Origin of the sequence: Parabacteroides sp. PH5-46 (assembly GCF_029892785.1) — a bacterium.
Classification (GTDB): Bacteria; Bacteroidota; Bacteroidia; order Bacteroidales; family Tannerellaceae; genus DFXE01.
In genome coordinates this window covers 26,656-51,485 of the sequence record NZ_JARXXA010000023.1, presented here as the reverse complement: position 1 = coordinate 51,485, position 24,830 = coordinate 26,656, and the positions used below count along the sequence as shown (strand labels likewise).

Genomic DNA, 24,830 nt, shown 5'->3' with positions numbered 1-24,830 from the left:
AAATACAAACAAAAAATTGCCTATATCATTTTACGGATACAGACAATTTTATTAAGTGAAAAACTTAAAGCCGCTTTTTAAGGGGTGACTAAATAAAGAGATACTTGTTTAGTAGATACTAAAAGCCGGTTTCTTCTATTTTGGCGGTTATTTTATTGATGGATTCACTTAATTTTTCTTCGGGGAGGATGACGTTGAAATCTTCCCAGAAAGTGGCATCGTAACTGAAGTTGGTATCGGCAAAGATAGTTCTTGTCTGCAGGGCTTCATTGCGGGTGAAACGGCTTACGTCGGTAGTATCTATTTTGCAGGTGACCATCTCAAACCAGGTGTGTAGATTGACAGAGCCCCATAGCTTCTTCTTTTTCTTAATTCTGAAGTGTAGGTCTCCGCGTACGTGATTGACATAATACTTGTTATTCCATTGCTTGTAAGACACGGTGTAGCTTATTTGCTGAGGTTTTATGTCGAGAGCTCGGCTCTTTCTTTCTACAAACATTCCGGCGGCCTTTTCTACGTATTTGGGATGTATCTCGAACTGAACGGATAGTAAGGCATTATTCTCACTGTCAATGAAAATCTCTCCCCGATACAGGGGTGTTTTTACTTCTTTTTTCTGTTCAAAGGTTATGACATTTACCAGGCGGTTATCTATTACTGTTATATCCGTATGAGCATAGTTGTAAAGGTAGGTATACTCCTCCAACAGGAACTCGGGTAAGTTCTTTACCAGGTCGAGCATCAGAGATGCGTTGATGCCCGACTTCATTTTAGCTATCAAGGTATCTTTTTCTTCTTCATTGCTGATCTGCCGCATTTTTAATAGTTTCACCTGATCTTTGGAATATTCATGATCGTAAGGTGCTTTATATATCTTGAATACAGCTTCTGTCAGGTTGACGATACCTTTCTTGTGTTCAACACCTTCTCTGTAAAAGGAGGTCAGATATACCGGTTCCCGGTTGTAGTTTGTTTTTCGGCTATCCAGCATTTCCCTTATTAGCCGTTGGGGGTTCACCAGGCGGACTACCACTTCCTGTAGCGAGATGACTTTAGGCTCCAAGGAGAGGGTATTCGGGCGTCCCATAAGGGTTGATACGTCCATAAATTGAGGAAGGTATCCAATGTGCGAGAACTGGATAGTTGCTTGTCCAAGTGAGTCGGGTAGCCGAAGGCGGAAGTCGCCATTCATGTTGGTGATGGTTCCGATACCTTCAGCGGGTAACCCTACGGAAGCAAAAGGAATCGGCTCATTGCTGAAACGGTCGAACAGTGACCCCTCGATCGTAAAGTGAGTCGACACTGTGTCTTTCGGGGCAACGGCCTCTTGTTGGGGTTTGTAACTCCCTGCAGGCAGTTCAATCAAGATATGGTTGCCTATAACTCGCAGTGAGAGGTTTCGGTTACCTGTGATTTCGTAAATCGCTTGCCTAATGGTATATTCACCCTTTTTTACGTTTACGGTTTGTTCGTTTTTAATCACTCTGCTATCATAAATAAAAAGACAACCGGAGCGTTCGGTCACTTTCTCCAGCAGTTCATAGATTGTACCTTTCGACTTGGGCAGGTTGATCTTCCGGCTCAGTATATCTTCATTATCTGCCTGTACCGGGAGGGCTATGATTAGCAGCACTCCTATGATTGCGCAGATAGACAGATATAAAGCCCGGGTTTTCATCTTATGGCATGATATCAGGGTTCAGAGATCAGTAATACGTTATTTTCTTTTTTATATTTCAGCTTAAAAGCAGTACAGATCAGCTCCGCCATCGTTTCCGGCGAGTTGTTGTCAAAACTCACTGTCAGCCTGCGATCTTCCAGGGACGGGGTTGTTTGCAACATGCTGCCAAGCGATTCATTGTTGATCACCCGGAGGATATCTGCCAGTCTCTCGTCTTTGAAGCGCATGCGCCGGGTGTAGTCTGCAAATGTCAGATCATCCATTGTTTCTTCCAGTAACCATTGGCTGGATGACAGGCGAACGGTTTCGCCGGCCTTTACATGAATGCTTTTATTGTTCTTTTTATAGGTTACCTTCACTTCTCCCCGCTGAACGGATAGCTCAAATGGCAGATGGTCGGTACTTTGCACATTAAAGGCTGTCCCGATTACTTCTATCTGTATGTCCTGGGTTTCAATCAGAAACGGGCGTTCCCGGTTTCCGGCTACATCAAATCGGGCGTTACCCTCTAAGGCTACTTCTCTTTTGTCTTGGTTAAAGTGCTCCGGGTATTGTATTTGCGTGTCGTCTCCCAAGTAGATGATAGAGCCGTCTTCCAGGGTTGTTACCAATGTCAGAGCCCCTTTTTCGTTCTTCAGTGTCAGAAGGTTGGGATTCGTCCCAGCCTGTTGGTTTCTCAGGAAGAGGAAAGTAGCTGTGCAGATGCAGAGTAGTGCGATTGCTGCGGCCCATCTGGTAGCGGCTTGCCTGAATAGGCGAGTCTGTTTGGCTCTCGCTTTGTCAGGAATCAATCCGTCTTGTTCCAAACGGGCATACAACTGATGCCAAGCCTGGTTCGTGTCTACTGTATTATGTTCTTTTTTAGTCATGCTATATGTGTATAATTCTCTATTTCTTTTCGTAACATCTGAAGAGCCTTTGTTATTTCTGCTTCTATGGTTTTCACTGATAAAGACAGTTCCGAGGCTATCTCGGTATACTTTTTCCCTTCAAACCGATGCATTCTGAAGATGCGTAAGCGGCGTTCGGGAAGCTTATTGAGCGTACGGTTGATCAGCTCTTCCAGTTCCCTGTATTCCAGCGCCTCCTGCGGATTCTCTTCTCCATTTACCTCACCTTTGGACAGAACGGTTTCGCGATGCCGGTTTTTCACATCCTGATGCTCGCAGTATTGGAGCGATCGGTTCCGTACTGCCCCGTACATATAGTTTTTCAGCGAGTGGAAGATGTGAATATCCTCTCTGTCTTTCCAGAATACATAGAATAAGTCCTGAACAATCTCTTCTGCTACGTACATCTTTCCGGTTATGCCGGCAGCATATAAGCAAAGAGGGGAATAGTACATCCGGAATACCTTTTCGAATGTACCGATATCACCCTCCTTTATCTTCTTTAATACGCTTAAATCGCCAGTCATCACCGTTTGCCGAATAATAGAATTACTTATTCAAATATACGAAAAGTAAATGATATATTCTTATTTCTGCTTTCTCAACTTATTGACGGCAGATTCCAGAGACTCTGTCGGTTCTATAATGTTATAGGCTCCCCAGAAATCATCATCCATAAAGTCGCTCACCCTGTCCGACAGCGATTGTGACGCTTTAAAGGCTTGACGATAAGGAATGTTTGTTACATTATCTGTTTGCATGTCGGTTACTACCATTTCCGAGTCGATGGTATAATTGGTGGCAAATAGTCTTCTTTTCCAGTCGCAATTAAAGCGTACCTCGTTGCGTATGTAGCTGAGGTAGGTTAAGTCGCCCCGCTGCGTGTAGCTTACCAGGAACGAAACCTCTAATGGCTTGAATCGCAGTCCGAATGGTTTCTTTTTCAGGATAGCTTGCGTAGCCTTATTCCTATCATCCATATTCAGTTGATATTCAGCTCGTGTGAAGGCCAGGCGTTCCTTGTCGATATATAGCTTTCCTTGATACAAAGCATAAGGCAGTATGGCTTGCGGGGTAAAGCTGATTACGTATTGCGGGCGATCGTTAATCATGATAGCCTCTTCCATTTTGAAGGAATAGAGCGGCAGTGTCTCTTCGTCAAACAGAATATCGGGATTCTTTACGATGTCTACATATATTGATAAGTTAGGTCCTCCTAATAGCTTCACTACCAGTGTGTCACTCTTCTTTTGGCTGAGTAGGGAACGGCCTTTGAATATCTGTACCCGGTCGCGCGTAGCATCTTCGGTGTAAGGCGTTTTATATATATCGATAATGGCTTCCGATATATTAATGTAGCGTCTTCCTTTCTGAGCTGTTTCGCGATAGAAACCGGTCAGCATATTATTGCTACTGCTGTAGTTTACAGCTATTTTACTGATTGCTTCTTCTACAATGTAGCGAGGGTCTCTGGCCCGTACAACAATTTCTTCCAGGAGATTACTGACGGGAACCAGATTCACTACAACATCCGATATATCATTGCCGTTCAACGGTATGATACTACTCAGATAACCCACGTGAGAGACCTCCACTTCCTTGGCTAGTAATGTGTTCTTGATCTTGATGCTGAAACCTCCCTCTGTATTGGTAACAGTTCCTATATTGCTGCCGGGAATGGAAATGTTGGCATATTCCAGTTTTTTTCTGCTTTTCTGATCTCTTACAATTCCGCTGACGGTAATATAATCGCCGTTGCCATTCCCATTGCCGTTCACTTCTTGTGCCTGTAGCGGGTTCAATGAAAGCAGCATAGCCAGAATCATGAAGAAAAAGATTGCTTGTTTACTTCTCGTTTTCATATGTTTATCCTCCTTATTAAGTAATTGAAATTTCTGTTTGTATATATATGATCGGTGAAGAATGATATACCCTATGAATAAAAGGTGAAAAATTTCCATTCACTATATAAAGCATGCAAAATACGTTTCTATTTAGAGGTACGTGTAATTAAATTTATACGTACCTCTAAACAGATTTATACGTACCTCTAAATTAATTTATACGTACCTCTAACAGAAATAGATCTGAGCGCTACGGAAAAATACTCAGAGTAGTGTTATGAATAATACAGGTTAAGTAGGTTTACTATAAATCTTTTTTTTTAAAAAAACGCTTTGAATGTAAATTTTGACTATATTTGTCGCAACTTTATTAAATAATTGTGAATATCATATATACGTATATAGCTATCAACTACGGACAAAATAATAATTAAGCTATATTTTTGAACTAAATTTTTTTAAATTTTATTTAACCGATCATGAACAAATTTTTAAATCTAAGTCTTTTTGTTGCATTTTTAGTATCGTTTGCAACAGTCGCTAAATCTCAAGAACTTCCGGCTGTAGCGGAGCCTGGTAAATGTTATGTTAAGTGTATTTCTCCTGATGAATACAAAGAAACAACGGAAATTGTGGTTATAAAACCGGAGTATAAAGTCTTAAAAGTGGTTCCTGCCACTTATAAAACTATAGAAGAAAGAGTGCTTATAAAAGAAGCAAGCAAAAAATTCGTATATCATCCGGCTGTTTATGAAACTGTTACCGAAACTTATACAAGTAAAGCAGGTGCTGAAGAATTAACAGTTGTTCCGGCAAGTTTCAGGAAAAGCAATAAAACGGTTCAAGTAGAACCACAATCGGGTCGTTGGGAATATGTTCAGTTAGAAGATTGTCCTTCGGCTAATAAAGAAGATTGTATGGTAGCTTGTTATGTAGAATATCCTGAAAAAAACGTAACTGTTCCTATCGAAGTGCTTAATGCTAATGCTATAACAAATAAAAATTTAAAGCCAAGTAGCACAGCAACTTATAAAAAACAAGTGGTAAAAACACCTGCCCGGGTAGAAGAAATTGACATTCCTGCAGAATATACAACAATTAAAAAAGTAGTAGTAGATACTCCTGCACGCGTGATTGAAGAAACTGTACCAGCTGTTACCAAAACAATTACGAAGAAAGAATTGGTGAAAAAAGGTGGTATTACTACATGGGAAGAAATTGATTGTTCTATTGTAGGCACAGCTAATATTTTGCCTATTTATTATGAATTTAATAGTGCAAGAATTACTCAAGATTCGGAAAGAATTATCGACGAGTATCTATTAAAGCTTATGAAAGAAAAGCCAGGTATCAGAATAGAAATTATGTCGCATACCGACTCTCGCGGAAATGATGACTACAACAAGTCTTTGTCACAACAAAGAGCTCAATCAGTAGTAAACTATTTGGTAAACAAAGGCATTTCTAGAAACAGATTGGAGGCTAAAGGGTATGGAGAAACAAGATTGGTGAACAAATGTTCAAACGGTGTTGATTGTTCAGAAGAAGAGCACCAAAGAAACAGAAGAACTGAGTTTAGAATTATTCAATAAGCATAAATCAGGAATTTTTAATAAAAGCAATCATTTTCACAATATAAAATGATTGCTTTTATTTGTATTATTATTAATCCATTTTTTCAGGTGAATAATGTATAAAAAAATTCTTTTGCTATTTCTTTCTATTGCGATATCAAATGGTGTCAGAAGTCAAGACAAACCGCCCTACACAATAAATAAGCTAATAGCTGACAATCAAATCGTTGAACTTGGCAATCAAAAACTGCTTATAATTGATTTTTGGGCTACTTGGTGCGCTCCGTGCATTCCGGCAACTAGGCAATTAGAAATACTTCAGGAGAGAAAGGCAGAAGATGTTTTTATTATTTCTGTTACAGATGAAGATGAGGTATTGATAAGCGATTTTTTAAAAAGAAAACCGATACGCTTGGCTGTGATAAAAGATGGGATCGAAAACGGATTGATAAAAAAATTCAATGTTCAACGCCGTCCATACTCTGTGCTATTAACGTTGGATGGGAAAGTATTATATATTGGTCATCCTTCGGGAATTACGATGGATTTGATTGATAAAGAGCTAAAAAAGATAAAAAAGGTTCGGAAAAATATCCGATGGAATGATTTATTTGTTTATGAATCTGTAAAAAAAGAAAATACACTTTCAAGCAAGTATTTATTTTCCGTTAAAAAAGAAGAAAAGTCGAACCAACATTACATGCATTATGATAAAGGTGTTTTTAATTATTCGGGACCATTATCTTTTCTGATACAAGATTTTATGAGTGTTTCGCGCCAACAATTGATTTTTAATGGCACAAACGATTTTAACATCACATTTGAATGTAATGAAAATTATGTCTTAAACTCAAAAGAAACGGTCATGCAACAGTTGCTATCAGAATTGAATCTGAAACTTAGACATGAAGACAAAAAAAAGAAAGTTGTATTGCTAAGCATAAAAAACAAAAATAAGTTATGGAGCAACGATCAGTTTGATTGGGGAGGAACAAATCCATACATCATTGGTTCAGAACGTATAGAAGCAGATGGTTTGACAGTGAGACAAATAGCCAATATATTGACCGATGTGAAAGGGGAATTTTACTATTCAGAAACCAACAACGATACAGTCCACGATTGGAGTTTTCATTACTTATACGATGATCTATTAAAAGATGATTTGGAATATAATTTTGGAATCACACTAAAAGAAACTACTTCACTTATACCTGTTTATATAATCGAAAACATCTCTCCTTATTAACCCCTAATGTGATCAAATGTTCGCCTCAGTGTAGGTTCTTGGCAACATTTCTGCAGATTTTCTTTTGAAGTATTTGCATATTTAGCGAATTAATTATAGATTTGCGCTTCATAGTTAAGGTTTTGGTTAATAAAATGGAGAGGGGTGACTTGTGAAAGCCGCCCTTTTTTTAATATATTCTCACATCTTTTGACTGGCTTTTTGTGTTGTATAGCATAAATATGTGTATCTTTGTGCGATTTACCAACATACATAGAGTCAGATGGAAGAGCTAAAGCATGAGTGCGGAGTCGCCATGGTTCGATTACTAAAACCTTTGGAGTATTATCATCAGAAGTATGGTAATTGGATGTATGGTTTGAACAAACTCTATCTGTTAATGGAAAAGCAGCATAATCGCGGGCAGGAAGGTGCCGGATTAGCATGCGTTAAATTAGAAGCAAGTGCCGGAGAAGAATATATGTTCAGAGAACGAGCTATCGGAACCGGTGCCATTACCGAGATTTTTTCTTCCGTTCACGATCACTACAAAGATATTCCCAAAGACAAACTAAAAGACCCCTGTTTCGCTAAAGAACATTTACCATTCGCAGGAGAGCTTTATATGGGTCATTTGCGTTATAGTACTACCGGCAAGTCCGGTATTTCTTTTATCCACCCGTTTCTTCGGCGCAATAACTGGCGGGCCAAGAACCTGGCGCTTTGTGGCAATTTTAATCTGACGAATGTGCAGGATGTGTTTCACGAAATAACATCTATCGGGCAGCATCCCCGCTTGTATTCCGATACATATATAATGTTGGAGCAAATGGGCCACCGCCTGGATCGCGAGGTAGAACGCCTTTACCAACAGAGTGAGAAGGAAGGGCTGAAAGGCATGGATATTACGCATGCCATAGAAGATCAGGTGGATATGGCAAATGTGTTGAAAAGATGTGTCCCGGCCTGGGATGGAGGCTTTGTGATTTGCGGGCTGACCGGTAGCGGAGAGTCTTTCAGCGTGCGCGACCCCTGGGGCATTCGTCCGGCTTTTTATTATGCCGATGACGAGATAGTTGTCCTGGCTTCGGAACGGCCTGTTATACAAACAGCCATGAATGTAAGAGCTGATCAGGTTACGGAATTAAACAGGGGAGAGGCTCTTATTATCGGGAAGAACGGACAGCTAAGGACGTCGCAGATTGTGGAGCCGGAAAGGCTGAGTGCCTGCTCGTTTGAACGGATCTACTTCTCGCGTGGGAGTGATGTGGATATCTATCGTGAGCGGAAGCAGTTGGGAAAGAACCTGGTTCACCCGATTCTTCAGTCGGTAGACTACGATACGAACAATACGGTTTTCTCATTCATACCTAATACGGCGGAAGTGGCTTATTTCGGTCTGCAGGAAGGGTTGAATGACTACCTGAATACGAAAAAGAAAGAATGGATTGCCGGACGCAACTCATGGATGGACGAGCGCGAGCTGGAAAAGATTTTGTCTATGCGTGTACGTGCGGAGAAGGTAGCCATCAAAGATATTAAGCTGCGTACGTTTATTGCCGAAGGGAATACCCGGGACGATCTGGCGGCTCACGTGTACGATGTTACATACGGCAGCATCAAGCGGGGGGTAGACAACCTGGTGGTGATAGACGACAGTATCGTGAGGGGTACCACCTTGAAGCAGAGTATTATTGGTATATTAGACCGATTGGGGCCTCGTAAGATAATAATTGTTTCTTCGTCGCCGCAGGTACGATACCCTGATTATTACGGAATTGACATGTCACGCATGAATGAATTTATAGCCTTCAGGGCTGCTATTGCCTTGCTGGAAGACAGAGAGCAGGTGGGGCTCATTCATGAGGTGTACAAAAAGGCCAAAACGCAAGACTCGGAGCCCGGCGAAGTGATGGTTAACTATGTGAAGGAGATATATGCTCCGTTTACGGATGAAGAGATATCGGCCAAGATGGTAGACCTGTTGACTCCGGAAGGGACGAATGCAAAAGTAGAGATTGTGTACCAAACCCTGGAAGGCCTGCACGATGCCTGCCCGAACCATCCCGGCGACTGGTATTTCTCAGGAGATTATCCTACGCCCGGTGGTGTACGTATGGTAAATAAGGCATTTATTCATTTTATGGAAGATGAATACTTACATAAGAATGGCGTTTTTATAATGAAAAATTGAATATATGACAGACAGAACAGCGACTTTGATTTTAGACGACGGCAGCGTTTTTCACGGTATCTCCTTTGGATACGAGAAGGCTGTTGCCGGTGAAGTAGTGTTCAATACGGCTATGACGGGTTATCCGGAAAGTTTGACAGACCCTTCCTATGCTGGCCAGCTCATGGTGCTAACCTATCCGTTGATAGGTAATTATGGCGTACCTTCCCAAACCTATGAAGAAAATGGATTGTCTACCTTTATGGAGAGCGACCGTATTTATGCGGATGCCATTATCGTAAGCGATTATAGCAAGGAATACAGCCACTGGAATGCCGTAGAAAGCTTAAGTCAATGGCTGAAAAAAGAGCAAATTCCCGGCATATACGGCATAGATACCCGTGCGCTGACCAAATTGCTTCGCGAAAAAGGAAGCATGAAAGGAAAGATCGTATTAGATAAACCGGACGAGATAGATTTTTGTGACCCGAATGCCATCAATCAGGTAGCAATAGTATCTACAAAAGAGGTCATTACCTATGGGGCCGGAGAAGGTAAAAAGAAAGTTGTTCTGGTAGACTGTGGCGTTAAACATAACATCATTCGCTGTCTGTTGAAACGGGGTGTTACGGTGATACGTGTCCCCTGGGATTATGATTTTAACCAACTAGAATATGATGGTCTGTTTATCAGTAACGGACCGGGAGACCCCGATACTTGTGATGCTGCCGTGCAGAATATCCGCAAAGCGCTTTCCGGAGACAAACCAATTTGCGGGATCTGTATGGGGAACCAGCTATTGGGCAAGGCCGGAGGTGCTTCTATCTATAAGCTGAAGTACGGACACCGGAGTCACAACCAACCTGTAAGGATGGTAGGAACCAACAAATGTTTCATTACTTCGCAGAATCATGGATACGCTGTAGACGATAATACCCTGGGCGCAGACTGGGAGCCGCTTTTCGTTAACATGAACGATGGCACGAACGAGGGAATCAGACACAAAACCAAACCCTTCTTCTCCTCCCAATTCCACCCCGAAGCAAGCAGCGGACCAACCGACACGGAGTTTATCTTCGACATGTTTGTCGAAGCAATGCCCCCCCAGCCCCCTAAAGGGGGGGCTAATGAGGTCGCTCTTTGCCCCCCCTTTAGGGGGTTGGGGGGTGAGTTTCGGGGTGGAAAAGTACTTGTTCTCGGTTCCGGAGCTCTTAAGATCGGGGAAGCCGGGGAGTTTGACTATTCCGGTTCGCAAGCCCTTAAGGCGATTAAAGAAGAGGGGATAGAAACGGTGTTGATAAACCCCAATATCGCCACGGTTCAGACGTCGGAAGGAGTTGCGGACACTGTTTATTTTCTACCCGTTACTCCTTTTTTTGTAGAGAAAGTAATCGAAAAAGAGCGTCCGGAAGGTATACTGCTGGCTTTCGGAGGGCAAACGGCGCTTAACTGCGGGGTAGCCTTGTATCAAAGCGGGGTGTTGGAAAAATACAATGTCCGCGTTCTGGGTACGCCGGTTCAGGCTATCATGGATACGGAAGACCGCGAGTTGTTTGTCCGCAAGCTGGATGAGATAAACGTTAAGACTATTAAGAGTGAAGCGGTTAATACCATAGAAGATGCCCGCCGGGCGGCTGCCGAACTGGGCTATCCGGTGATTATCCGGGCGGCTTATGCCTTGGGAGGACTGGGCTCCGGCTTCTGCGATAATGAAGAAGAGCTGAATGCGCTGGCGGAAAAAGCCTTCTCGTTCTCTCCGCAAGTGCTGGTAGAAAAGAGCCTGAAAGGCTGGAAAGAAGTGGAATACGAGGTGGTGCGCGACCGCTTCGACAACTGTATCACCGTCTGTAATATGGAGAACTTCGACCCGCTGGGCATCCATACCGGCGAGAGTATCGTAATTGCTCCGTCTCAGACGCTTACCAATTCAGAATATCACAAACTGAGGGAATTAGCCATCCGCATTATCCGCCACATCGGCATCGTAGGAGAGTGTAATGTGCAATATGCCCTCGACCCGGAAAGTGAAGATTACAGGGTGATTGAGGTGAATGCCCGCCTGAGCCGCTCGTCTGCTCTGGCCTCGAAAGCAACCGGTTATCCGCTGGCCTTTGTGGCAGCTAAGTTGGGACTGGGTTATGGCTTATTCGACCTGAAAAACTCGGTAACTAAAACAACCAGCGCTTTCTTTGAACCGGCCTTAGACTATGTAGTCTGCAAGATCCCGCGTTGGGATTTAGGGAAGTTCCAGGGAGTAGACCGTGAGCTAGGCTCCAGCATGAAGTCCGTAGGCGAGGTGATGGCTATCGGACGTACCTTTGAAGAGGCCATCCAGAAAGGGCTTCGCATGATAGGGCAGGGAATGCATGGCTTTGTAGAGAATAAAGAACTGGTATTGCCGGATATCGACAAGGCTTTGAAAGAGCCTACCGACAGCCGGGTGTTTGTAATTAGCAAAGCCTTTCGCTCTGGTGGATATACGATAGATCAGATACATGAGCTGACAAAGATAGACAAGTGGTTTTTACAGAAACTACATAATATCATCCGCACGGCCGACGAGTTGGAATGCTATGGCAAGATTGCGGATATCCCGGACTCGCTCTTCCGTACTGCTAAAAGCCAGGGATTTTCAGACTTCCAGATTGCTCGGGCTATTTTTAAAGAAGGGATGACCGATGCGGAAAAGGCCAGCCTGCTGGTACGCCAGGAACGGAAATTCAGAAAGATACTTCCGGTAGTGAAGCAGATTGATACTCTGGCTGCCGAATATCCCGCACAAACGAATTACCTGTACCTTACATATAATGGGATAGAGAGCGATGTACATTACCTGGGTGACAGGCGTTCAATCATTGTACTGGGCTCGGGAGCCTATCGTATCGGAAGCTCGGTAGAGTTCGACTGGTGTGGCGTACAGGCACTCAATACAATCCGGAAGGAAGGCTGGCGCTCGGTGATGATAAACTACAACCCGGAGACTGTATCGACAGACTATGATATGTGCGATCGGCTGTACTTTGACGAACTTACCTTTGAACGGGTAATGGACATCCATGAACTTGAAAACCCGCATGGAATGATAGTTTCAACGGGTGGACAAATCCCGAACAACCTGGCCATACGCCTGGACGAACAACATGTAAACATCTTGGGAACATCTGCCCAAAGCATTGATAATGCGGAAGACAGACATAAATTCTCCGCCATGCTCGACCGTATCGGTGTAGACCAGCCGCGCTGGAAAGAGCTGAGTCGGATGGAAGACATCAATACCTTTGTAGAAGAGGTGGGCTTTCCTGTCCTGGTGCGCCCCAGCTACGTGCTGAGTGGAGCAGCCATGAACGTCTGTTCGAACCAGGAAGAGCTGGAGCGCTTCCTGAAACTGGCTGCCAATGTGAGCAAGAAACACCCGGTGGTAGTGAGCCAGTTCATAGAACACGCCAAGGAAGTAGAGGTGGATGCCGTAGCCGAGAAGGGCGAAATCGTCATGTATGCCATCAGCGAACATATCGAGTTCGCAGGGGTACACAGTGGGGATGCAACGATCCAATTCCCGGCGCAGAAGCTGTATGTAGAAACCGTTCGGCGTATCAAACGAATCAGCAAGCAGATCGCCAAAGAGCTGAATATCTCAGGCCCATTCAATATCCAATACCTGGCAAAGGGCAATGAAATCAAGGTGATAGAATGTAATCTGAGAGCTTCGCGAAGCTTCCCGTTTGTTAGCAAGGTGTTAAAAATTAACTTTATAGAACTGGCAACCCGTGTGATGTTGGGCTTACCTGTTCAGAAACTGACGAAGAATGCCTTCGACCTGGACTATGTGGGGATAAAGGCCTCGCAGTTCTCGTTCAGCCGCTTGCAAAAGGCAGACCCAGTATTGGGCGTAGACATGGCTTCCACAGGCGAAGTAGGCTGCATTGCCGATGATACCTCGGAAGCCGTATTGAAGAGTATGCTTTCCGTAGGATATCAAATTCCGAAGAAGAATATCCTGCTCTCGACAGGTACTTCCAAGCAGAAGGTGGATATGCTGGACGCCGCCCGCCTTTTATCCAAGAAGGGGTATAACCTGTATGCTACAGGCGGTACACATCGCTTCCTGAAAGAGAACGGAATTGAAAGTACACATGTATATTGGCCGAGTGAAGAAGGACAGCCTCAGGCTTTAAACATGCTTCGCGAGAAAAAGATCGATATGGTAGTCAATATACCGCGCGACCTTTCAGCCGGAGAGTTGGATAACGGATATAAAATCCGCCGGGCATCGATAGACCTTAATATCCCATTATTGACAAATGCACGTTTGGCAGACGCTTTTATAACGGCTTTTTGTACATTAAGTACAAGTGATTTACAGATTAAGAGCTGGAAGGAGTACAAATGATAAAATTTACACACTTTTTATAGTAATGCGTATTTAAATTATAAAAATTCCCTACATATTATAATGTGTAGGGAATTTATTTTAATATTTCATTGCTTATTGTTATTTTTGTTCAGTGAATTATACTTAAACATGAACACAAATAAGAGTAGTATTGTCCAACAGCTGAGTGAAAAAATCTCAACTTTGAATGACAATTCTGTAGATAAGCTTGCCTCTATATTAGTGCGTGTGGAATTGAAGAAGAATGAGTGCTTCCTTAAAGAAGGAGACGTTGCTGATAGTGTGTATTTTGTTCATAGTGGATTGATACGTCAATTCTATTATAAAAATGGTAAAGACTTTACTGAACACCTTGCATGTGAAGGAAATGTTTTTATGAATATTGAGAGTTATCTTCTTCAAACACCAACCTATTTATTTATAGAGGCTTTAGAGCCTACAGTATTGTATGGAATTCCTTATAAAGAAATAGTAGCACTTATGGATGAATATCCGGATATAAGTGTTTTATATAGGAAAATTATAGAGCAGGTATTGCTTAAAGTCCAACGGAAAATTGATTCCTTTCGTTTTGAAAATGCCAATGAACGGTATCGTCGTTTGTTGAGAGAACGTCCTGAAATTGTAAGGAGAGTTCCGCTTATCCATATAGCTTCTTATCTATTAATGACACCCGAAACCTTGAGCCGGGTTCGCTCCAGTATACTTTAGCTTGACCTATGTCAATAAAACGACAGAGTTTTGACTTAATTGATTTACATCAAGTGATATTATATAAATTTTGTTCACCTTTGTATCAGAGTAAAGGTGTAAGACTTTTTTATGATTAGTTAAGCAAAACCAAACCTCAACTATGAGATTTATACACAGATGGATTAGGTACGTTTTTAATTCTCAGAAAAAAGGACTGTGGCAACGCGCAGTCCTTTTTATTTTTTCATTTTTCTTCCCAGATTTCTACTAGTTTATCAACTGCATTTTCTATTGTCGGTTCGCTTGTCAATAATTGGATAAACTTACTTCCGATGATTACTCCGGATGAGTGAGCTGTTGCTGCTTTGTAAGTGGCTTTATTGCCGATGCCAAAGCCTACTAGTCTGGGATTGCGTAAATCCATATTATTTATTCTAAGAAAATAGGCTTCTTTTTGTTCATTAAACCTTTGCTGTGTGCCGGTTACAGCAGCACTTGATACCATATAAATAAAGCCATCCGTGTGTTCATCAATGAGGCGGATACGTTTTTCGGATGTTTCCGGGGTAATCAGCATAATTATTTTCAGGCCATATTCTTCTGCTATTTTTTTATAATCAGCCATGTAGTCGGCGAAAGGTAAGTCGGGAATGATCATTCCATCAATACCTGTCTCTGCGCATTTTTTGCAAAAGTTCTTGAAGCCAAACTGTATAATAGGATTTAAGTAGCCCATGAAGACGAGAGGCATCTTAATTTCTTTGCGGATGTCTTTTAACTGCTCAAATAACAGTCGAAGTGTCATGCCGTTTTGAAGAGCGCGTGTGGATGAATCCTGTATAACTGGCCCGTCGGCCATTGGGTCGGAAAAAGGGATACCAATCTCTACCATATCGATCCCTTTTTCCTGTAGCGCTTTCAGGATATGAGGCGTATCGTTTATATTGGGAAATCCGGCAGTAAAGTAGACGGACTTTATGCCTACTTTTTTCATATTGAATAATTCTGTAATGCGATTCATAATTGATTGTTATTTAATTGTTTTAACCTTCTTGATAAATTCTGATAGTTTGTTTATGTCTTTTATACCGGGTTTCATTTCAAAACCGCTATTCAGGTCGATACCTGCAAATTGTGAATGGCAGACTTGACGAATGGCATCTATATTTTCCGCCTGGATACCTCCGCTCAGGATAAAAGGTGTTTTTCCGTGATAGGCCGATAAAAGAGACCAGTCGAAGTGTTTGCCGGAACCTCCATACGTATCACATTTCGTATCAAACAGGAAGTAATCTACGCATCCTTCGTAATCTGTGGTGCGTCCCAAATCATCTATTGTACTTACCGGAAAAGCTTTGATAAGTTTATATCCTTGTTTGTGGAGCGTATAGCACAGGTCGGGCGATTCATTACCATGTAACTGTATGTAATTTAGCCTATATTTTGAGCTTATTTCTGTTATATCCTCTATGCTTGCATTTACAAATACGCCTATTTTTGTTTTCGGAATTTCATCAGGCTTTGTCTTATTTTTTATGCCGAAAAACCGGGGCGATTTATCGTAAAAAATAAATCCTATCCAGTTTATATCTAAGGCTGTTAGCTGTCGGATATTTTCCGGATCACGCATGCCGCATACTTTTATGATCATTGCAACTGATGTATAAAGTTAGACAATGTTTCTCCGGGCTGTTTAGTTTTCATGAAGGTTTCACCGATCAGGAAACCTCGGAATCCGCAAGCTCTCAACTGCTTGATAACTTCAGTGTCTGAAATGCCGCTTTCGGAGACTAATAGGGCATCCCCTCCTGCCGCCTGCATTTTTTCTGCCAAGCGGAAAGAGTTCTCTATATCCGTGTGGAATGTTTCCAAGTTGCGATTATTTATACCTAAGAGGTTGATATATGGATTTATAAAGTTGAGTTCTGATTCGTTATGTATCTCCAATAGTACTTCCAGAGATAGGCTATGAGCCGTCTTTGCAAATTGCAGACACTCCTCTGTCGTAAGAGCTGAAGCTATCAGTAAAATCGCATCGGCTCCCATGATGCGTGACTGGTAGATTTGATATTCATCAATGATGAAATCCTTTCTCAGTAAAGGAAGTTTTACCTGTTTGCGGGATTGCTGAAGGTCGTTTAATGAGCCTCCGAAATATGCTTCGTCGGTAAGTATGGAACAGGCTGAGGCTCCGTTTTCTTCATATTGGGCAACTACTTTTTCTACGTCGGCATCCGGAAATAGCCATCCCTTGGAAGGTGATTTACGTTTAAATTCGGCAATTATTCCAGAAGAAGATGTTGTTAAGGCTGTTTTCATGGAACGAGTTTCACGTTCCAGCGATTCGCCACCCATCCTTATGAGCGTATGCAGGTCTACCGCTTGTTTTTGCCGTTCTACTTCTATACGCTTGTTGGCTATAATTTCTTGTAATATATTATTCATAATGATTGGTTTAGTTGAATGAACTTCTTAAATGTTTCTAAGCTTTTGCCGCTTTCTAACGATTCTCGTGCTTCGGCTATACATTCTTCTATTGTCTTTTTCGGACAGATTACCTGTATGGCAAAGGCGGCATTGGCTATCACGCAGTTCTTTTGAGCTTGTGTAGCTTTGTTATTCAGCACTTTGTCGAAGATAGCGGCTGCTTCCTCCGGTGTGTTTCCTCCGTCCAAGTCTGCTTCTGTGCAGCGGGGAAATCCGATCATTTCAGGTGTATATGTTTTTTCTTTTTCTGGCATGGCGACTTTAAACTCCGAGCTGAGGGATATTTCGTCAAAACCGTCCAAGCTGTGTACTACAGCAAAACGTGTTCCGCTTTCCTGATAGGTGTAGCTATACAAACGGAGTAGGGGCAGATTATATACCCCCAGTAGTTGATAAGTGGGGATGACGGGATTCACCAGAGGGCCTAACATATTGAAAAAACTACGGACTCTCAGCATTTTGCGGACAGGAGCAACCGCTTTCAGCGCCGGGTTGAAAAGGGGAGCATGCAGATAGGCAATCTGGCAGTTCTCCATAGACTTACGTAGCTTGCTTACATCTGTTGTGAATTTTATGCCATGTTGCTCCATGACATTGCTGGCTCCACTAACAGATGTGGCACCATAATTCCCGTGTTTTACTACATTATATCCGGCTCCGGCAACAACAAAACAAGCTGCTGTGCTGATATTAAAAGTGTTTTTGCCATCTCCGCCGGTACCAACGATGTCTATAGGTGTAAACTCTGATAAGTCCACAGGGACGCGCATTTCAAGCAAGGCTTCCCGGAATCCCGTAAGCTCTTCTACCGAAATATTACGCATGAGGTAAACCGTTATTAATCCGGCTATTTGCGAGTCGTTGTATTTGCCTTCAACGATATTGCATAGGATCTGCCTGGCCTCTTCCCTGCCTAAGTATTGATGTTCAAATAACCTGTATAATATCTGTTTCATGATTGCTTTACCCAGTTGGTTAGTATATCTTTTCCTTTAGGAGTTAATATGGATTCGGGATGAAATTGAATGCCTTTTACGTCATATTCTTTGTGTCGTAAGGCCATGATTTGCCCCTCTTTGCTGTCCTCTGCCGTTATCTCAAGACAATCTGGAAAGCCTCCCTTCGATACAACCCATGAGTGATAGCGTCCGGCACGAAAACCGGGGGTTAACCCCTCGAACAGAGAGTCTTTCATTTTTATGCGGATATCGGAACATTCCCCATGATGCACCTCTTCCAGATTGACTAAAGTAGCTCCAAAGGCTTCTCCTATAGCCTGTTCTCCGAGACACACTCCCAGTATAGACTTGCTTGCAGCATATCGCTTGATGAGTGGCAAAAGGATTCCTGCTTCTTCAGGAATGCCGGGGCCTGGAGAAAGAAGTATCTTGTCAAACCGTTCAACATCCTCCAGTGCTATTTGGTCATTACGATGTACTTCAACATCGGCACCGGATTCTTTCAGTATGTGTAACAGGTTGTAGGTGAACGAGTCGTAATTGTCTAACAATAGTATTTTCATCTTATACGAGTTTAATTGATTAGTGTTTCGGCCAGATCAATGGCTTTTTTAAGAGCACCTAACTTATTGTTAACCTCCTGTAATTCACGTTCGTCATTGCTTTTTGCTACAATTCCGGCGCCCGCTTGATAGTATAATACATTGCCGCGACTGACGAATGAGCGGATTGTAATTGCCTGATTCAGATCGCCGTTCAATCCTATAAAGCCGATACATCCGCCATAGGCTCCGCGATTCAGTTTTTCAATTTCAGTAATAAGTTGCATCGCTCTAACCTTAGGCGCTCCGCTTAATGTGCCGGCCGGAAAGGTATCTATGTATGTTTTTACCGGATTGCTGTCTGAATCTATATCTCCGCTTACTCGTGAGACCAGGTGGATGACATGACTGTAATACTGGACTTCCTTGTAGAAATCAACTTGTACATTACGGGTATTCCTACTCAGGTCATTACGAGCTAGGTCTACCAACATCACATGTTCTGCATTTTCTTTCGGGTCGGAGAGGAGAGCTTCTGTGCGTAGCTTGTCTATAGACGCATTCCCACTACGAAAAGCCGTTCCGGCAATAGGATCGATACTCGCATGTCCTTGCTTGACTTTACAGTGTGTTTCAGGCGAAGAACCAAAGATGCGAAAGCCTCCGAAATCAAAGTAAAACAAGTAAGGAGAGGGGTTTATGCTACGCAATGCGCGATACACCTTAAAGTCATCCCCTTTAAAAGCTTGTTCAAATCTACGGCTCAGTACAATCTGGAAGACATCGCCTCGCAGACAATGCTTTACGCCTTGCCGAACCATGGCTTTATATTCTTCATCAGAGATGGGGGATATTTCCATACCCACTGTCCGGAAATTGTAAGAAGCGTAATTGCGGTTTTCAATCAATGTTTCAATCTCTTGCAAGCGGCTACACTCTCCATTTTTGAGGAGTTCTATCAATGTAAGTTCATTCTTGAAATGATCAAAAATAATCATGTAGCGATACAGTATGTATAACATATCCGGAGCGTCGTTCTCCTCATGGTGAGCCTCCATCACCGGGATGTTTTCAAAGTAGCGTACAGCATCAAAAGCTGTGTATCCAAACAGACCGTAAGCCTCACTATACTCTCCTTCTACTTTGATGAGTGAGAGGAAAGCGTTCAGGGCATTCTCTACTCCCCGAATAGGAGAGAGAGGAGCCGTTTCTACTCTTCCATCCGGAAAGATAGAGGTACTTTCCCCTTTATTAATCCCTATACTGGCAATCGGACATAAGGCAATGTAGGAGAGACTGTTCTCGTTTCCGTGAAAATCCGAACTTTCCAGCAAAGCAGATTCAGGATAAATATCTCTAACTTTCAGATAGATACTTATCGGCGTATGCAAGTCGCCCAACACCTTCTTACTTATAGTCTTAAATTTGTACATTCTATTAATCATTAATCATTAAATACGTTTCCATATCCTTGTCTCCTCGTCCCGATAGGGTTAAGACTACGATGTCATCCGGTTTGAAGCTTAGTTTGTCTAAGGCTCCAAGGGCGTGGGCACTTTCCAAGGCGGGGATGATACCCTCCTGGTGTGTGAGCTCAAAAGCGGCCTTTAGCGCTTCGTCATCGTTTATTGCCAATACAGTAGCTCGTCCGCTGCTTGCCAGGTTGGCATGGATGGGGCCGATCCCCGGATAGTCCAGTCCGGCAGATATGGAATATGGCTCTTCTATTTGCCCGTCTTCGTCTTGTATGACTAATGTAAAAGCTCCGTGTAATACCCCTTTCTTCCCTAGTTGAATCGTGGCAGCACTCATACCGGAATCGATCCCTTTTCCTCCGGCTTCAGCCAATACGATCTTAACTCGTTCGTCGTCCAGATAGTGATAGATTGTTCCGGCGGCATTGCTCCCTCCACCTACACAGGCTATCAGATAATCCGGGTAATCCCTTCCTTCTTTTTTTAATAACTGTTTCTTTATCTCTTCACTGATAACGGATTGCAGACGTGCTACCATATCCGGATACGGATGAGGTCCTACAACCGAACCGATAATATAAAATGTGTCGGCCGGATGACAGCACCAGTCTCGTATGGCCTCGTTTGTAGCGTCTTTTAAGGTCATATTTCCGGAAGTAACGGGTATGACGGTTGCCCCCAGCATCTGCATTTTCTGCACATTGGGCCTTTGTCTTTCGATATCGGTTTTACCCATATACACAATACACTCCATACCCATCAGGGCACATACGGTAGCTGTTGCCACTCCGTGCTGTCCGGCTCCTGTTTCGGCTATAATTCTTGTTTTCCCCATTCGCCGTGCCAGTAGGATCTGTCCGATTGTGTTGTTTATCTTGTGTGCGCCGGTATGGTTCAGGTCTTCCCGTTTCAGGTAAATTTTGCAACCATATTTTTGACTCATTCTTCTTGTCAGGTAAAGAGGAGAGGGGCGACCCACATAGTCGCGGAGCAGCTGGATATACTCTTGTCTGAAACTTTCGCTCTCTAATACCGTAAGATACTGCTCTTTCAAATCTTCCACACATTGGTGTAACACTTCAGGGATATATGCTCCCCCAAACTTGCCGTAATACCCATTTTTGTCTACTTGATACGTTTTCATATTCTGTAAAATTGAATTGTGTTAAAACAAAAAAGGCCTGTCGCAAGTGCGACAGGCCTTTCTGAAAATATCCTTTCTTTATGTACTAGTATATACACAGGTCTGCATTCCTTACGACTTTATGGAGTAGTAGGAAGCGCCACCAATATGTATTTACTAAACTAAAATTCATTTCTTTTTCTGTTATTTCGACAGCAAATATATGGATTGTCTAACAATCTGCAAATATTTTATCTACTTTTTTGAAAAATGTTTATATGATTTTATTGTTTGCCTTCGGTTGTTACCTGGTTGTTTACCTTCTTTACCAAGCCTTGCAACACGGTTCCGGGACCTAATTCAATGAAGTGGTCGGCTCCGTCAGCAATCATATATTCTACGATCTGCGTCCAGCGTACCGGTGATGTCAGCTGCGAAATCAGGTTAGTTTTAATAACTTCTGCCTCTGTTTGTGGCTTGGCATCCACATTTTGATAAACCGGGCAAACCGGCTTGTTGAATATAGTGTTTTGTATTGCCGCAGCAAGCTCTTCCCGTGCAGGCTCCATCAGTGGAGAGTGGAAAGCGCCGCCCACTTTCAGTTTCAGTGCGCGTTTTGCTCCGGCAGCCAGTAGTAGTTCGCAGGCTTTGTCTACTCCAGGGATGGTACCTGAAATAACAACCTGTCCCGGACTATTGTAATTGGCCGGAATTACGATTTCGTCGGTAATTGTGGCGCAAACTTCTTCTACTTTAGCGTCTGGAAGTGCCAGTACGGCAGCCATTGTAGAAGGAGTAGCTTCGCATGCTTTCTGCATGGCCATGGCACGCTTGGATACCAATACCAACCCATCTTCAAAAGATAAAGCTCCGGCAGCTACTAAGGCAGAGAATTCACCCAGTGAGTGCCCGGCTGTCATATCCGGTTTAAATTGGTCTCCCAATGTTTTTGCCAGGATTACCGAGTGTAAGAATATAGCAGGCTGTGTAACCTTTGTCTGTTTCAAATCATCATCTGTTCCTTCAAACATCAGGTCTGTGATACGGAATCCGAGAATTTCGTTTGCTTTTTCAAATAACTCTTTAGCAAGGGGATTATTATCATATAGATCTTTCCCCATTCCAACAAACTGGGCACCTTGCCCCGGAAATACATATGCTTTCATATTTCTAATCTTTTTCTAATTTCAGATTTTTAAGACGGCGCAAAGGTAATAAAAAATGAATAATCAGGTATCTTTGCTTTACATATTGTATATTTGTCGCATTAAACAAGCTATATTACTAACATTTAATTATAATATCATGACTGAATTATTATTTCTTGGAAATTTAGGAACAGGCGAAATTGTGATTATCGCTATCATCGTTTTATTGCTTTTTGGTGGTAAGAAAATTCCCGAATTAATGAAAGGTATTGGTAAGGGAGTGAAGAATTTCAAAGACGGAGTAAAAGGCCTTGAAGACGATATTAAACTAGACGATACAGATACTTCTGATAAGAAATAAAGATGGAACAAAATGAAATGTCGTTCTGGGATCACCTGGAAGATCTTCGTTGGACCATTTTCCGATCTTTAGCTGCACTTTTTATCTTTATGATAGGCCTTTTCGCGTTCATGCGCGGAGAGTATGGAATATTCGATGGTGTTATTATGGCGCCTACAAAAGGCGATTTTATTACATATCAGTTATTCTGTAAGGCAGCTTCGTTTTTTGGTGTCGTAAGTGATTTTTGCGACACCAGTTTCAGGATACATATCTTTAATATAAAGTTAGCCTCGCAGTTCTTCACACACATGACCACCTCTTTCTGGCTGGCCCTGGTACTTACTTTCCCTTATCTGATGTATGAAGTATGGAAATTTATCCGTCCGGCTTTATATGATAATGAAAAGAGGAGTGTAGCTTGGGTATTCCTTTTCGGAACAGGTATGTTTTTTGTAGGATGTGCCGTAGGTTATTTTATGGTATTCCCTGTAACACTGCGTTTTTTGGCTACTTATCAGATTAGTGAAGCGATTACGGAACAGGTATCTTTGGAGTCCTACATGGACAACTTCCTGATGTTGATATTCATTATGGGTATCATGTTTGAGATGCCTTTGCTGTCGTGGCTGTTGTCTCAGCTGGGACTTGTCAATCGTTCATTATTTCATAAGTATCGCCGGCATGCGGTTGTTGGATTGCTTGTTCTGGCAGCCTTTATTACACCCAGTGGCGACCCCTTCACTTTAATGATTGTATTTATCCCGCTCTATTTCTTGTTTGAGTTGAGTGCATTCTTTGTGAAGCCTGCTCCGCCGGAAGATGAAGACGACGAAGACGAATATCTACCCGAAGTAGCTAACAATTAAGATCATATTCCAATGAAAAGAATCTTTAGTATTCTCTTGTTATTGGTTTCGTTTCATAGCTTCGCCCAACGTGAATATGCTATTGCCATACACGGAGGAGCCGGAGCTATGAAAGGTCTTACAGACGATTCGCCCATAGCCCGGCAATACTACGCCGCCCTTGATTCGGCCTTGCTGATTGGTAATGAGTTGTTATCAAAAGGAACGGAAGGAGCTAAGGTGGTTATGGCTGTTGTTAATTACCTAGAAAATAACCCTTTGTTTAATGCCGGGAAAGGTGCTACTGTCTCGGCTGAGGGTACATTCGAGCTTGATGCTTCTATTATGCAAGGGAAAGACCTGAGCGCCGGAGCAGTTGCCGGAGTAAAAACAGTGAAGAACCCCATCAATGCAGCCTATGCCGTGATGACACAATCTCCTCACGTGATGTTAAGTGGCTCCGGTGCCGACCAGTTTGCAAAGGAGCAAGGGCTGGAGACTGTAGAAGATAACCTCTATTTTGCTACACCGAAAACCTTACAGTGGATCGAAGAATTCAAGAAGGAAGCAGATAAGAAAGGCACCGTAGGTTGTGTCGTTTTAGATAAGGAAGGCAACCTTACAGCTGGTACCAGTACAGGGGGAACGCTGCGAAAACGTTGGGGACGCGTTGGCGATTCCCCAGTGATAGGAGCCGGTACTTATGCCGATAATAACAGCTGCGCCGTATCCTGTACAGGCCATGGAGAATACTTCATCCGGCATGCCGTAGCCTTCAATCTTTGCGCCCGCTACAAATACCTGCACGAATCCGTAGAAGAATCCGCCAACTACATTATCCACCAAGAACTGAGTCCGAATGCCGGAGAGGGAGGCCTGATTGCCATTGATAAAGAAGGTAATATAGCCATGCCCTTCAATACCGACGGCATGTTTCGCGGATATATCTACAAAGAGAAAAACAATCCGGATATAGTAAAGAAAACTGGTATTAAAGAAACCTTAAGGTGATTGGCAAACTTCAGTCAATCAGAATAATAGTTTGAAATTGTTGTTTTTATCCCGACTTTTTTTGTAATTAGCTATTTCCTCTTTCAAAGTCTTGAGGTGTTGATGAGCCATGAAGTTTCTGAAAGGAACATTCGATTCCTCTTCACAGCCTTGAATCGTTCCCAATGCTGGGCAAATTTGAGTTGATAATGCCTGAATTTTTATTGCTTGTTTTTGGTTGCCGATAATTATCGGCAAGCCTGCTGACAATTGTCGGCAGAATTGTTGATAGTTATCGGCAATATTGCCGACATATATCGGCAACCAAAAATAAGTCAATTATTTTACCAAGAAGTACGTCTGTTTTTATGGTTTTTCCCTGCTTATTGAAGACTGGTGTGATATATGCTGAGTGATGTTTATAGATTGCATATTTTTCTTT

The 24,830-nt window shown here is 42.6% G+C and carries 21 protein-coding genes; 8 read left to right on the top strand and 13 right to left on the bottom strand.

The genetic code is table 11. The features are described 5' to 3' along the window. Positions 1-118: 118 nt before the first annotated feature. The 4 genes from M2470_RS17260 to M2470_RS17245 are packed head-to-tail and all read right to left on the bottom strand — an operon-like array spanning position 119 to position 4,433. Complete coding sequence (locus M2470_RS17260; protein ID WP_280746255.1) at positions 119-1,678, bottom strand: carboxypeptidase-like regulatory domain-containing protein; 1,560 nt, start codon at positions 1,676-1,678, stop codon at positions 119-121. Between the two features lie 14 nt (positions 1,679-1,692). Further along, positions 1,693-2,550 carry a FecR domain-containing protein gene (locus M2470_RS17255; protein WP_280746254.1) on the bottom strand — a complete coding sequence of 286 codons (858 nt, stop codon included), beginning with the start codon at positions 2,548-2,550 and terminating at the stop codon, positions 1,693-1,695. Further along, on the bottom strand, positions 2,547-3,098 hold the full coding sequence (locus tag M2470_RS17250) for an RNA polymerase sigma-70 factor (RefSeq protein WP_280746253.1): 552 nt from the start codon (positions 3,096-3,098) through the stop codon (positions 2,547-2,549). The genes M2470_RS17255 and M2470_RS17250 overlap by 4 nt, the downstream gene beginning before the upstream one ends. A gap of 60 nt (positions 3,099-3,158) precedes the next feature. After that, positions 3,159-4,433 carry a carboxypeptidase-like regulatory domain-containing protein gene (locus M2470_RS17245; protein WP_280746252.1) on the bottom strand — a complete coding sequence of 425 codons (1,275 nt, stop codon included), beginning with the start codon at positions 4,431-4,433 and terminating at the stop codon, positions 3,159-3,161. 461 nt (positions 4,434-4,894) lie between these two features. Between M2470_RS17245 and M2470_RS17240 the strand changes: the two genes are divergently transcribed. The 5 genes from M2470_RS17240 to M2470_RS17215 all read left to right on the top strand — a co-directional run bounded on the left by M2470_RS17240 (position 4,895) and on the right by M2470_RS17215 (position 14,494). Next, a complete protein-coding gene (locus M2470_RS17240; RefSeq protein ID WP_280746251.1) occupies positions 4,895-6,007 on the top strand; it encodes an OmpA family protein in 1,113 nt (370 codons plus the stop codon). Positions 6,008-6,104: 97 nt separating this feature from the next. Further along, positions 6,105-7,238 (top strand): TlpA disulfide reductase family protein, encoded by a 1,134-nt coding sequence (locus tag M2470_RS17235; protein ID WP_280746250.1) that lies wholly within the window; start codon positions 6,105-6,107, stop codon positions 7,236-7,238. A 262-nt stretch (positions 7,239-7,500) separates the two neighbouring features. Further along, complete coding sequence (locus M2470_RS17230) at positions 7,501-9,411, top strand: amidophosphoribosyltransferase (protein ID WP_280746249.1); 1,911 nt, start codon at positions 7,501-7,503, stop codon at positions 9,409-9,411. Positions 9,412-9,415: 4 nt separating this feature from the next. Next, positions 9,416-13,780: a carbamoyl-phosphate synthase (glutamine-hydrolyzing) large subunit gene (gene carB, locus M2470_RS17220; RefSeq protein ID WP_348524222.1), complete on the top strand. Its 4,365-nt coding sequence runs from the start codon at positions 9,416-9,418 to the stop codon at positions 13,778-13,780. 132 nt (positions 13,781-13,912) lie between these two features. Then, positions 13,913-14,494 carry a Crp/Fnr family transcriptional regulator gene (locus M2470_RS17215; protein ID WP_280746248.1) on the top strand — a complete coding sequence of 194 codons (582 nt, stop codon included), beginning with the start codon at positions 13,913-13,915 and terminating at the stop codon, positions 14,492-14,494. Between the two features lie 226 nt (positions 14,495-14,720). Here M2470_RS17215 and trpA read toward each other — a convergent pair whose 3' ends face one another. The 8 genes from trpA to fabD all read right to left on the bottom strand — a co-directional run bounded on the left by trpA (position 14,721) and on the right by fabD (position 22,228). Further along, positions 14,721-15,497: a tryptophan synthase subunit alpha gene (trpA, locus tag M2470_RS17210; protein WP_280746247.1), complete on the bottom strand. Its 777-nt coding sequence runs from the start codon at positions 15,495-15,497 to the stop codon at positions 14,721-14,723. 9 nt (positions 15,498-15,506) lie between these two features. After that, positions 15,507-16,127: a phosphoribosylanthranilate isomerase gene (locus tag M2470_RS17205; RefSeq protein WP_280746246.1), complete on the bottom strand. Its 621-nt coding sequence runs from the start codon at positions 16,125-16,127 to the stop codon at positions 15,507-15,509. Beyond that, a complete protein-coding gene (trpC, locus tag M2470_RS17200; RefSeq protein ID WP_280746245.1) occupies positions 16,124-16,921 on the bottom strand; it encodes an indole-3-glycerol phosphate synthase TrpC in 798 nt (265 codons plus the stop codon). The genes M2470_RS17205 and trpC overlap by 4 nt, the downstream gene beginning before the upstream one ends. Next, a complete protein-coding gene (gene trpD / locus M2470_RS17195) occupies positions 16,918-17,919 on the bottom strand; it encodes an anthranilate phosphoribosyltransferase (RefSeq protein WP_280746244.1) in 1,002 nt (333 codons plus the stop codon). The genes trpC and trpD overlap by 4 nt, the downstream gene beginning before the upstream one ends. Beyond that, on the bottom strand, positions 17,916-18,485 hold the full coding sequence (locus M2470_RS17190) for an aminodeoxychorismate/anthranilate synthase component II (RefSeq protein ID WP_280746243.1): 570 nt from the start codon (positions 18,483-18,485) through the stop codon (positions 17,916-17,918). Before M2470_RS17190 ends, trpD begins: the two co-directional genes overlap by 4 nt. Positions 18,486-18,496: 11 nt before the next feature. Beyond that, the gene (locus M2470_RS17185) at positions 18,497-19,897 is read right to left on the bottom strand and encodes an anthranilate synthase component I family protein (RefSeq protein ID WP_280746242.1); all 1,401 of its coding nucleotides are present in this window, start codon (positions 19,895-19,897) and stop codon (positions 18,497-18,499) included. A gap of 4 nt (positions 19,898-19,901) precedes the next feature. Further along, a complete protein-coding gene (gene trpB / locus M2470_RS17180; protein ID WP_280746241.1) occupies positions 19,902-21,083 on the bottom strand; it encodes a tryptophan synthase subunit beta in 1,182 nt (393 codons plus the stop codon). A 263-nt stretch (positions 21,084-21,346) separates the two neighbouring features. After that, on the bottom strand, positions 21,347-22,228 hold the full coding sequence (gene fabD / locus M2470_RS17175; RefSeq protein WP_280746240.1) for an ACP S-malonyltransferase: 882 nt from the start codon (positions 22,226-22,228) through the stop codon (positions 21,347-21,349). A 139-nt stretch (positions 22,229-22,367) separates the two neighbouring features. On the opposite strand from fabD, the gene tatA reads away from it, so the two are divergent. From tatA to M2470_RS17160, 3 genes are read left to right on the top strand one after another with little or no spacing between them, the layout of a single operon-like run. Then, on the top strand, positions 22,368-22,571 hold the full coding sequence (gene tatA / locus M2470_RS17170; RefSeq protein WP_280746239.1) for a twin-arginine translocase TatA/TatE family subunit: 204 nt from the start codon (positions 22,368-22,370) through the stop codon (positions 22,569-22,571). Between the two features lie 2 nt (positions 22,572-22,573). Next, the gene (tatC, locus tag M2470_RS17165) at positions 22,574-23,419 is read left to right on the top strand and encodes a twin-arginine translocase subunit TatC (RefSeq protein ID WP_280746238.1); all 846 of its coding nucleotides are present in this window, start codon (positions 22,574-22,576) and stop codon (positions 23,417-23,419) included. Positions 23,420-23,431: 12 nt separating this feature from the next. Continuing rightward, on the top strand, positions 23,432-24,409 hold the full coding sequence (locus M2470_RS17160) for an isoaspartyl peptidase/L-asparaginase (RefSeq protein ID WP_280746237.1): 978 nt from the start codon (positions 23,432-23,434) through the stop codon (positions 24,407-24,409). Positions 24,410-24,427: 18 nt separating this feature from the next. On the opposite strand, the gene M2470_RS17155 is transcribed toward M2470_RS17160, so the two are convergent. After that, entirely contained in the window at positions 24,428-24,727 is a 300-nt protein-coding gene (locus tag M2470_RS17155) for a hypothetical protein (protein ID WP_280746236.1), read from the bottom strand. Positions 24,728-24,830 lie beyond the last annotated feature (103 nt).

Bases quoted from the DNA above. Each gene is read 5' to 3' on its own strand.
- M2470_RS17160 (WP_280746237.1), top strand. From the start codon at position 23,432: ATGAAAAGAATCTTTAGTATTCTCTTGTTATTGGTTTCGTTTCATAGC.
- trpD (WP_280746244.1), bottom strand. From the start codon at position 17,919: ATGAAACAGATATTATACAGGTTATTTGAACATCAATACTTAGGCAGG.
- M2470_RS17260 (WP_280746255.1), bottom strand. From the start codon at position 1,678: ATGAAAACCCGGGCTTTATATCTGTCTATCTGCGCAATCATAGGAGTG.
- M2470_RS17185 (WP_280746242.1), bottom strand. From the start codon at position 19,897: ATGTACAAATTTAAGACTATAAGTAAGAAGGTGTTGGGCGACTTGCAT.
- tatC (WP_280746238.1), top strand. From the start codon at position 22,574: ATGGAACAAAATGAAATGTCGTTCTGGGATCACCTGGAAGATCTTCGT.
- M2470_RS17255 (WP_280746254.1), bottom strand. From the start codon at position 2,550: ATGACTAAAAAAGAACATAATACAGTAGACACGAACCAGGCTTGGCAT.
- M2470_RS17240 (WP_280746251.1), top strand. From the start codon at position 4,895: ATGAACAAATTTTTAAATCTAAGTCTTTTTGTTGCATTTTTAGTATCG.
- trpA (WP_280746247.1), bottom strand. From the start codon at position 15,497: ATGAATCGCATTACAGAATTATTCAATATGAAAAAAGTAGGCATAAAG.
- M2470_RS17205 (WP_280746246.1), bottom strand. From the start codon at position 16,127: ATGATCATAAAAGTATGCGGCATGCGTGATCCGGAAAATATCCGACAG.
- M2470_RS17215 (WP_280746248.1), top strand. From the start codon at position 13,913: ATGAACACAAATAAGAGTAGTATTGTCCAACAGCTGAGTGAAAAAATC.
- M2470_RS17250 (WP_280746253.1), bottom strand. From the start codon at position 3,098: ATGACTGGCGATTTAAGCGTATTAAAGAAGATAAAGGAGGGTGATATC.
- M2470_RS17230 (WP_280746249.1), top strand. From the start codon at position 7,501: ATGGAAGAGCTAAAGCATGAGTGCGGAGTCGCCATGGTTCGATTACTA.
- trpB (WP_280746241.1), bottom strand. From the start codon at position 21,083: ATGAAAACGTATCAAGTAGACAAAAATGGGTATTACGGCAAGTTTGGG.
- carB (WP_348524222.1), top strand. From the start codon at position 9,416: ATGACAGACAGAACAGCGACTTTGATTTTAGACGACGGCAGCGTTTTT.
- fabD (WP_280746240.1), bottom strand. From the start codon at position 22,228: ATGAAAGCATATGTATTTCCGGGGCAAGGTGCCCAGTTTGTTGGAATG.
- M2470_RS17245 (WP_280746252.1), bottom strand. From the start codon at position 4,433: ATGAAAACGAGAAGTAAACAAGCAATCTTTTTCTTCATGATTCTGGCT.
- M2470_RS17190 (WP_280746243.1), bottom strand. From the start codon at position 18,485: ATGAAAATACTATTGTTAGACAATTACGACTCGTTCACCTACAACCTG.
- M2470_RS17235 (WP_280746250.1), top strand. From the start codon at position 6,105: ATGTATAAAAAAATTCTTTTGCTATTTCTTTCTATTGCGATATCAAAT.
- trpC (WP_280746245.1), bottom strand. From the start codon at position 16,921: ATGAATAATATATTACAAGAAATTATAGCCAACAAGCGTATAGAAGTA.
- tatA (WP_280746239.1), top strand. From the start codon at position 22,368: ATGACTGAATTATTATTTCTTGGAAATTTAGGAACAGGCGAAATTGTG.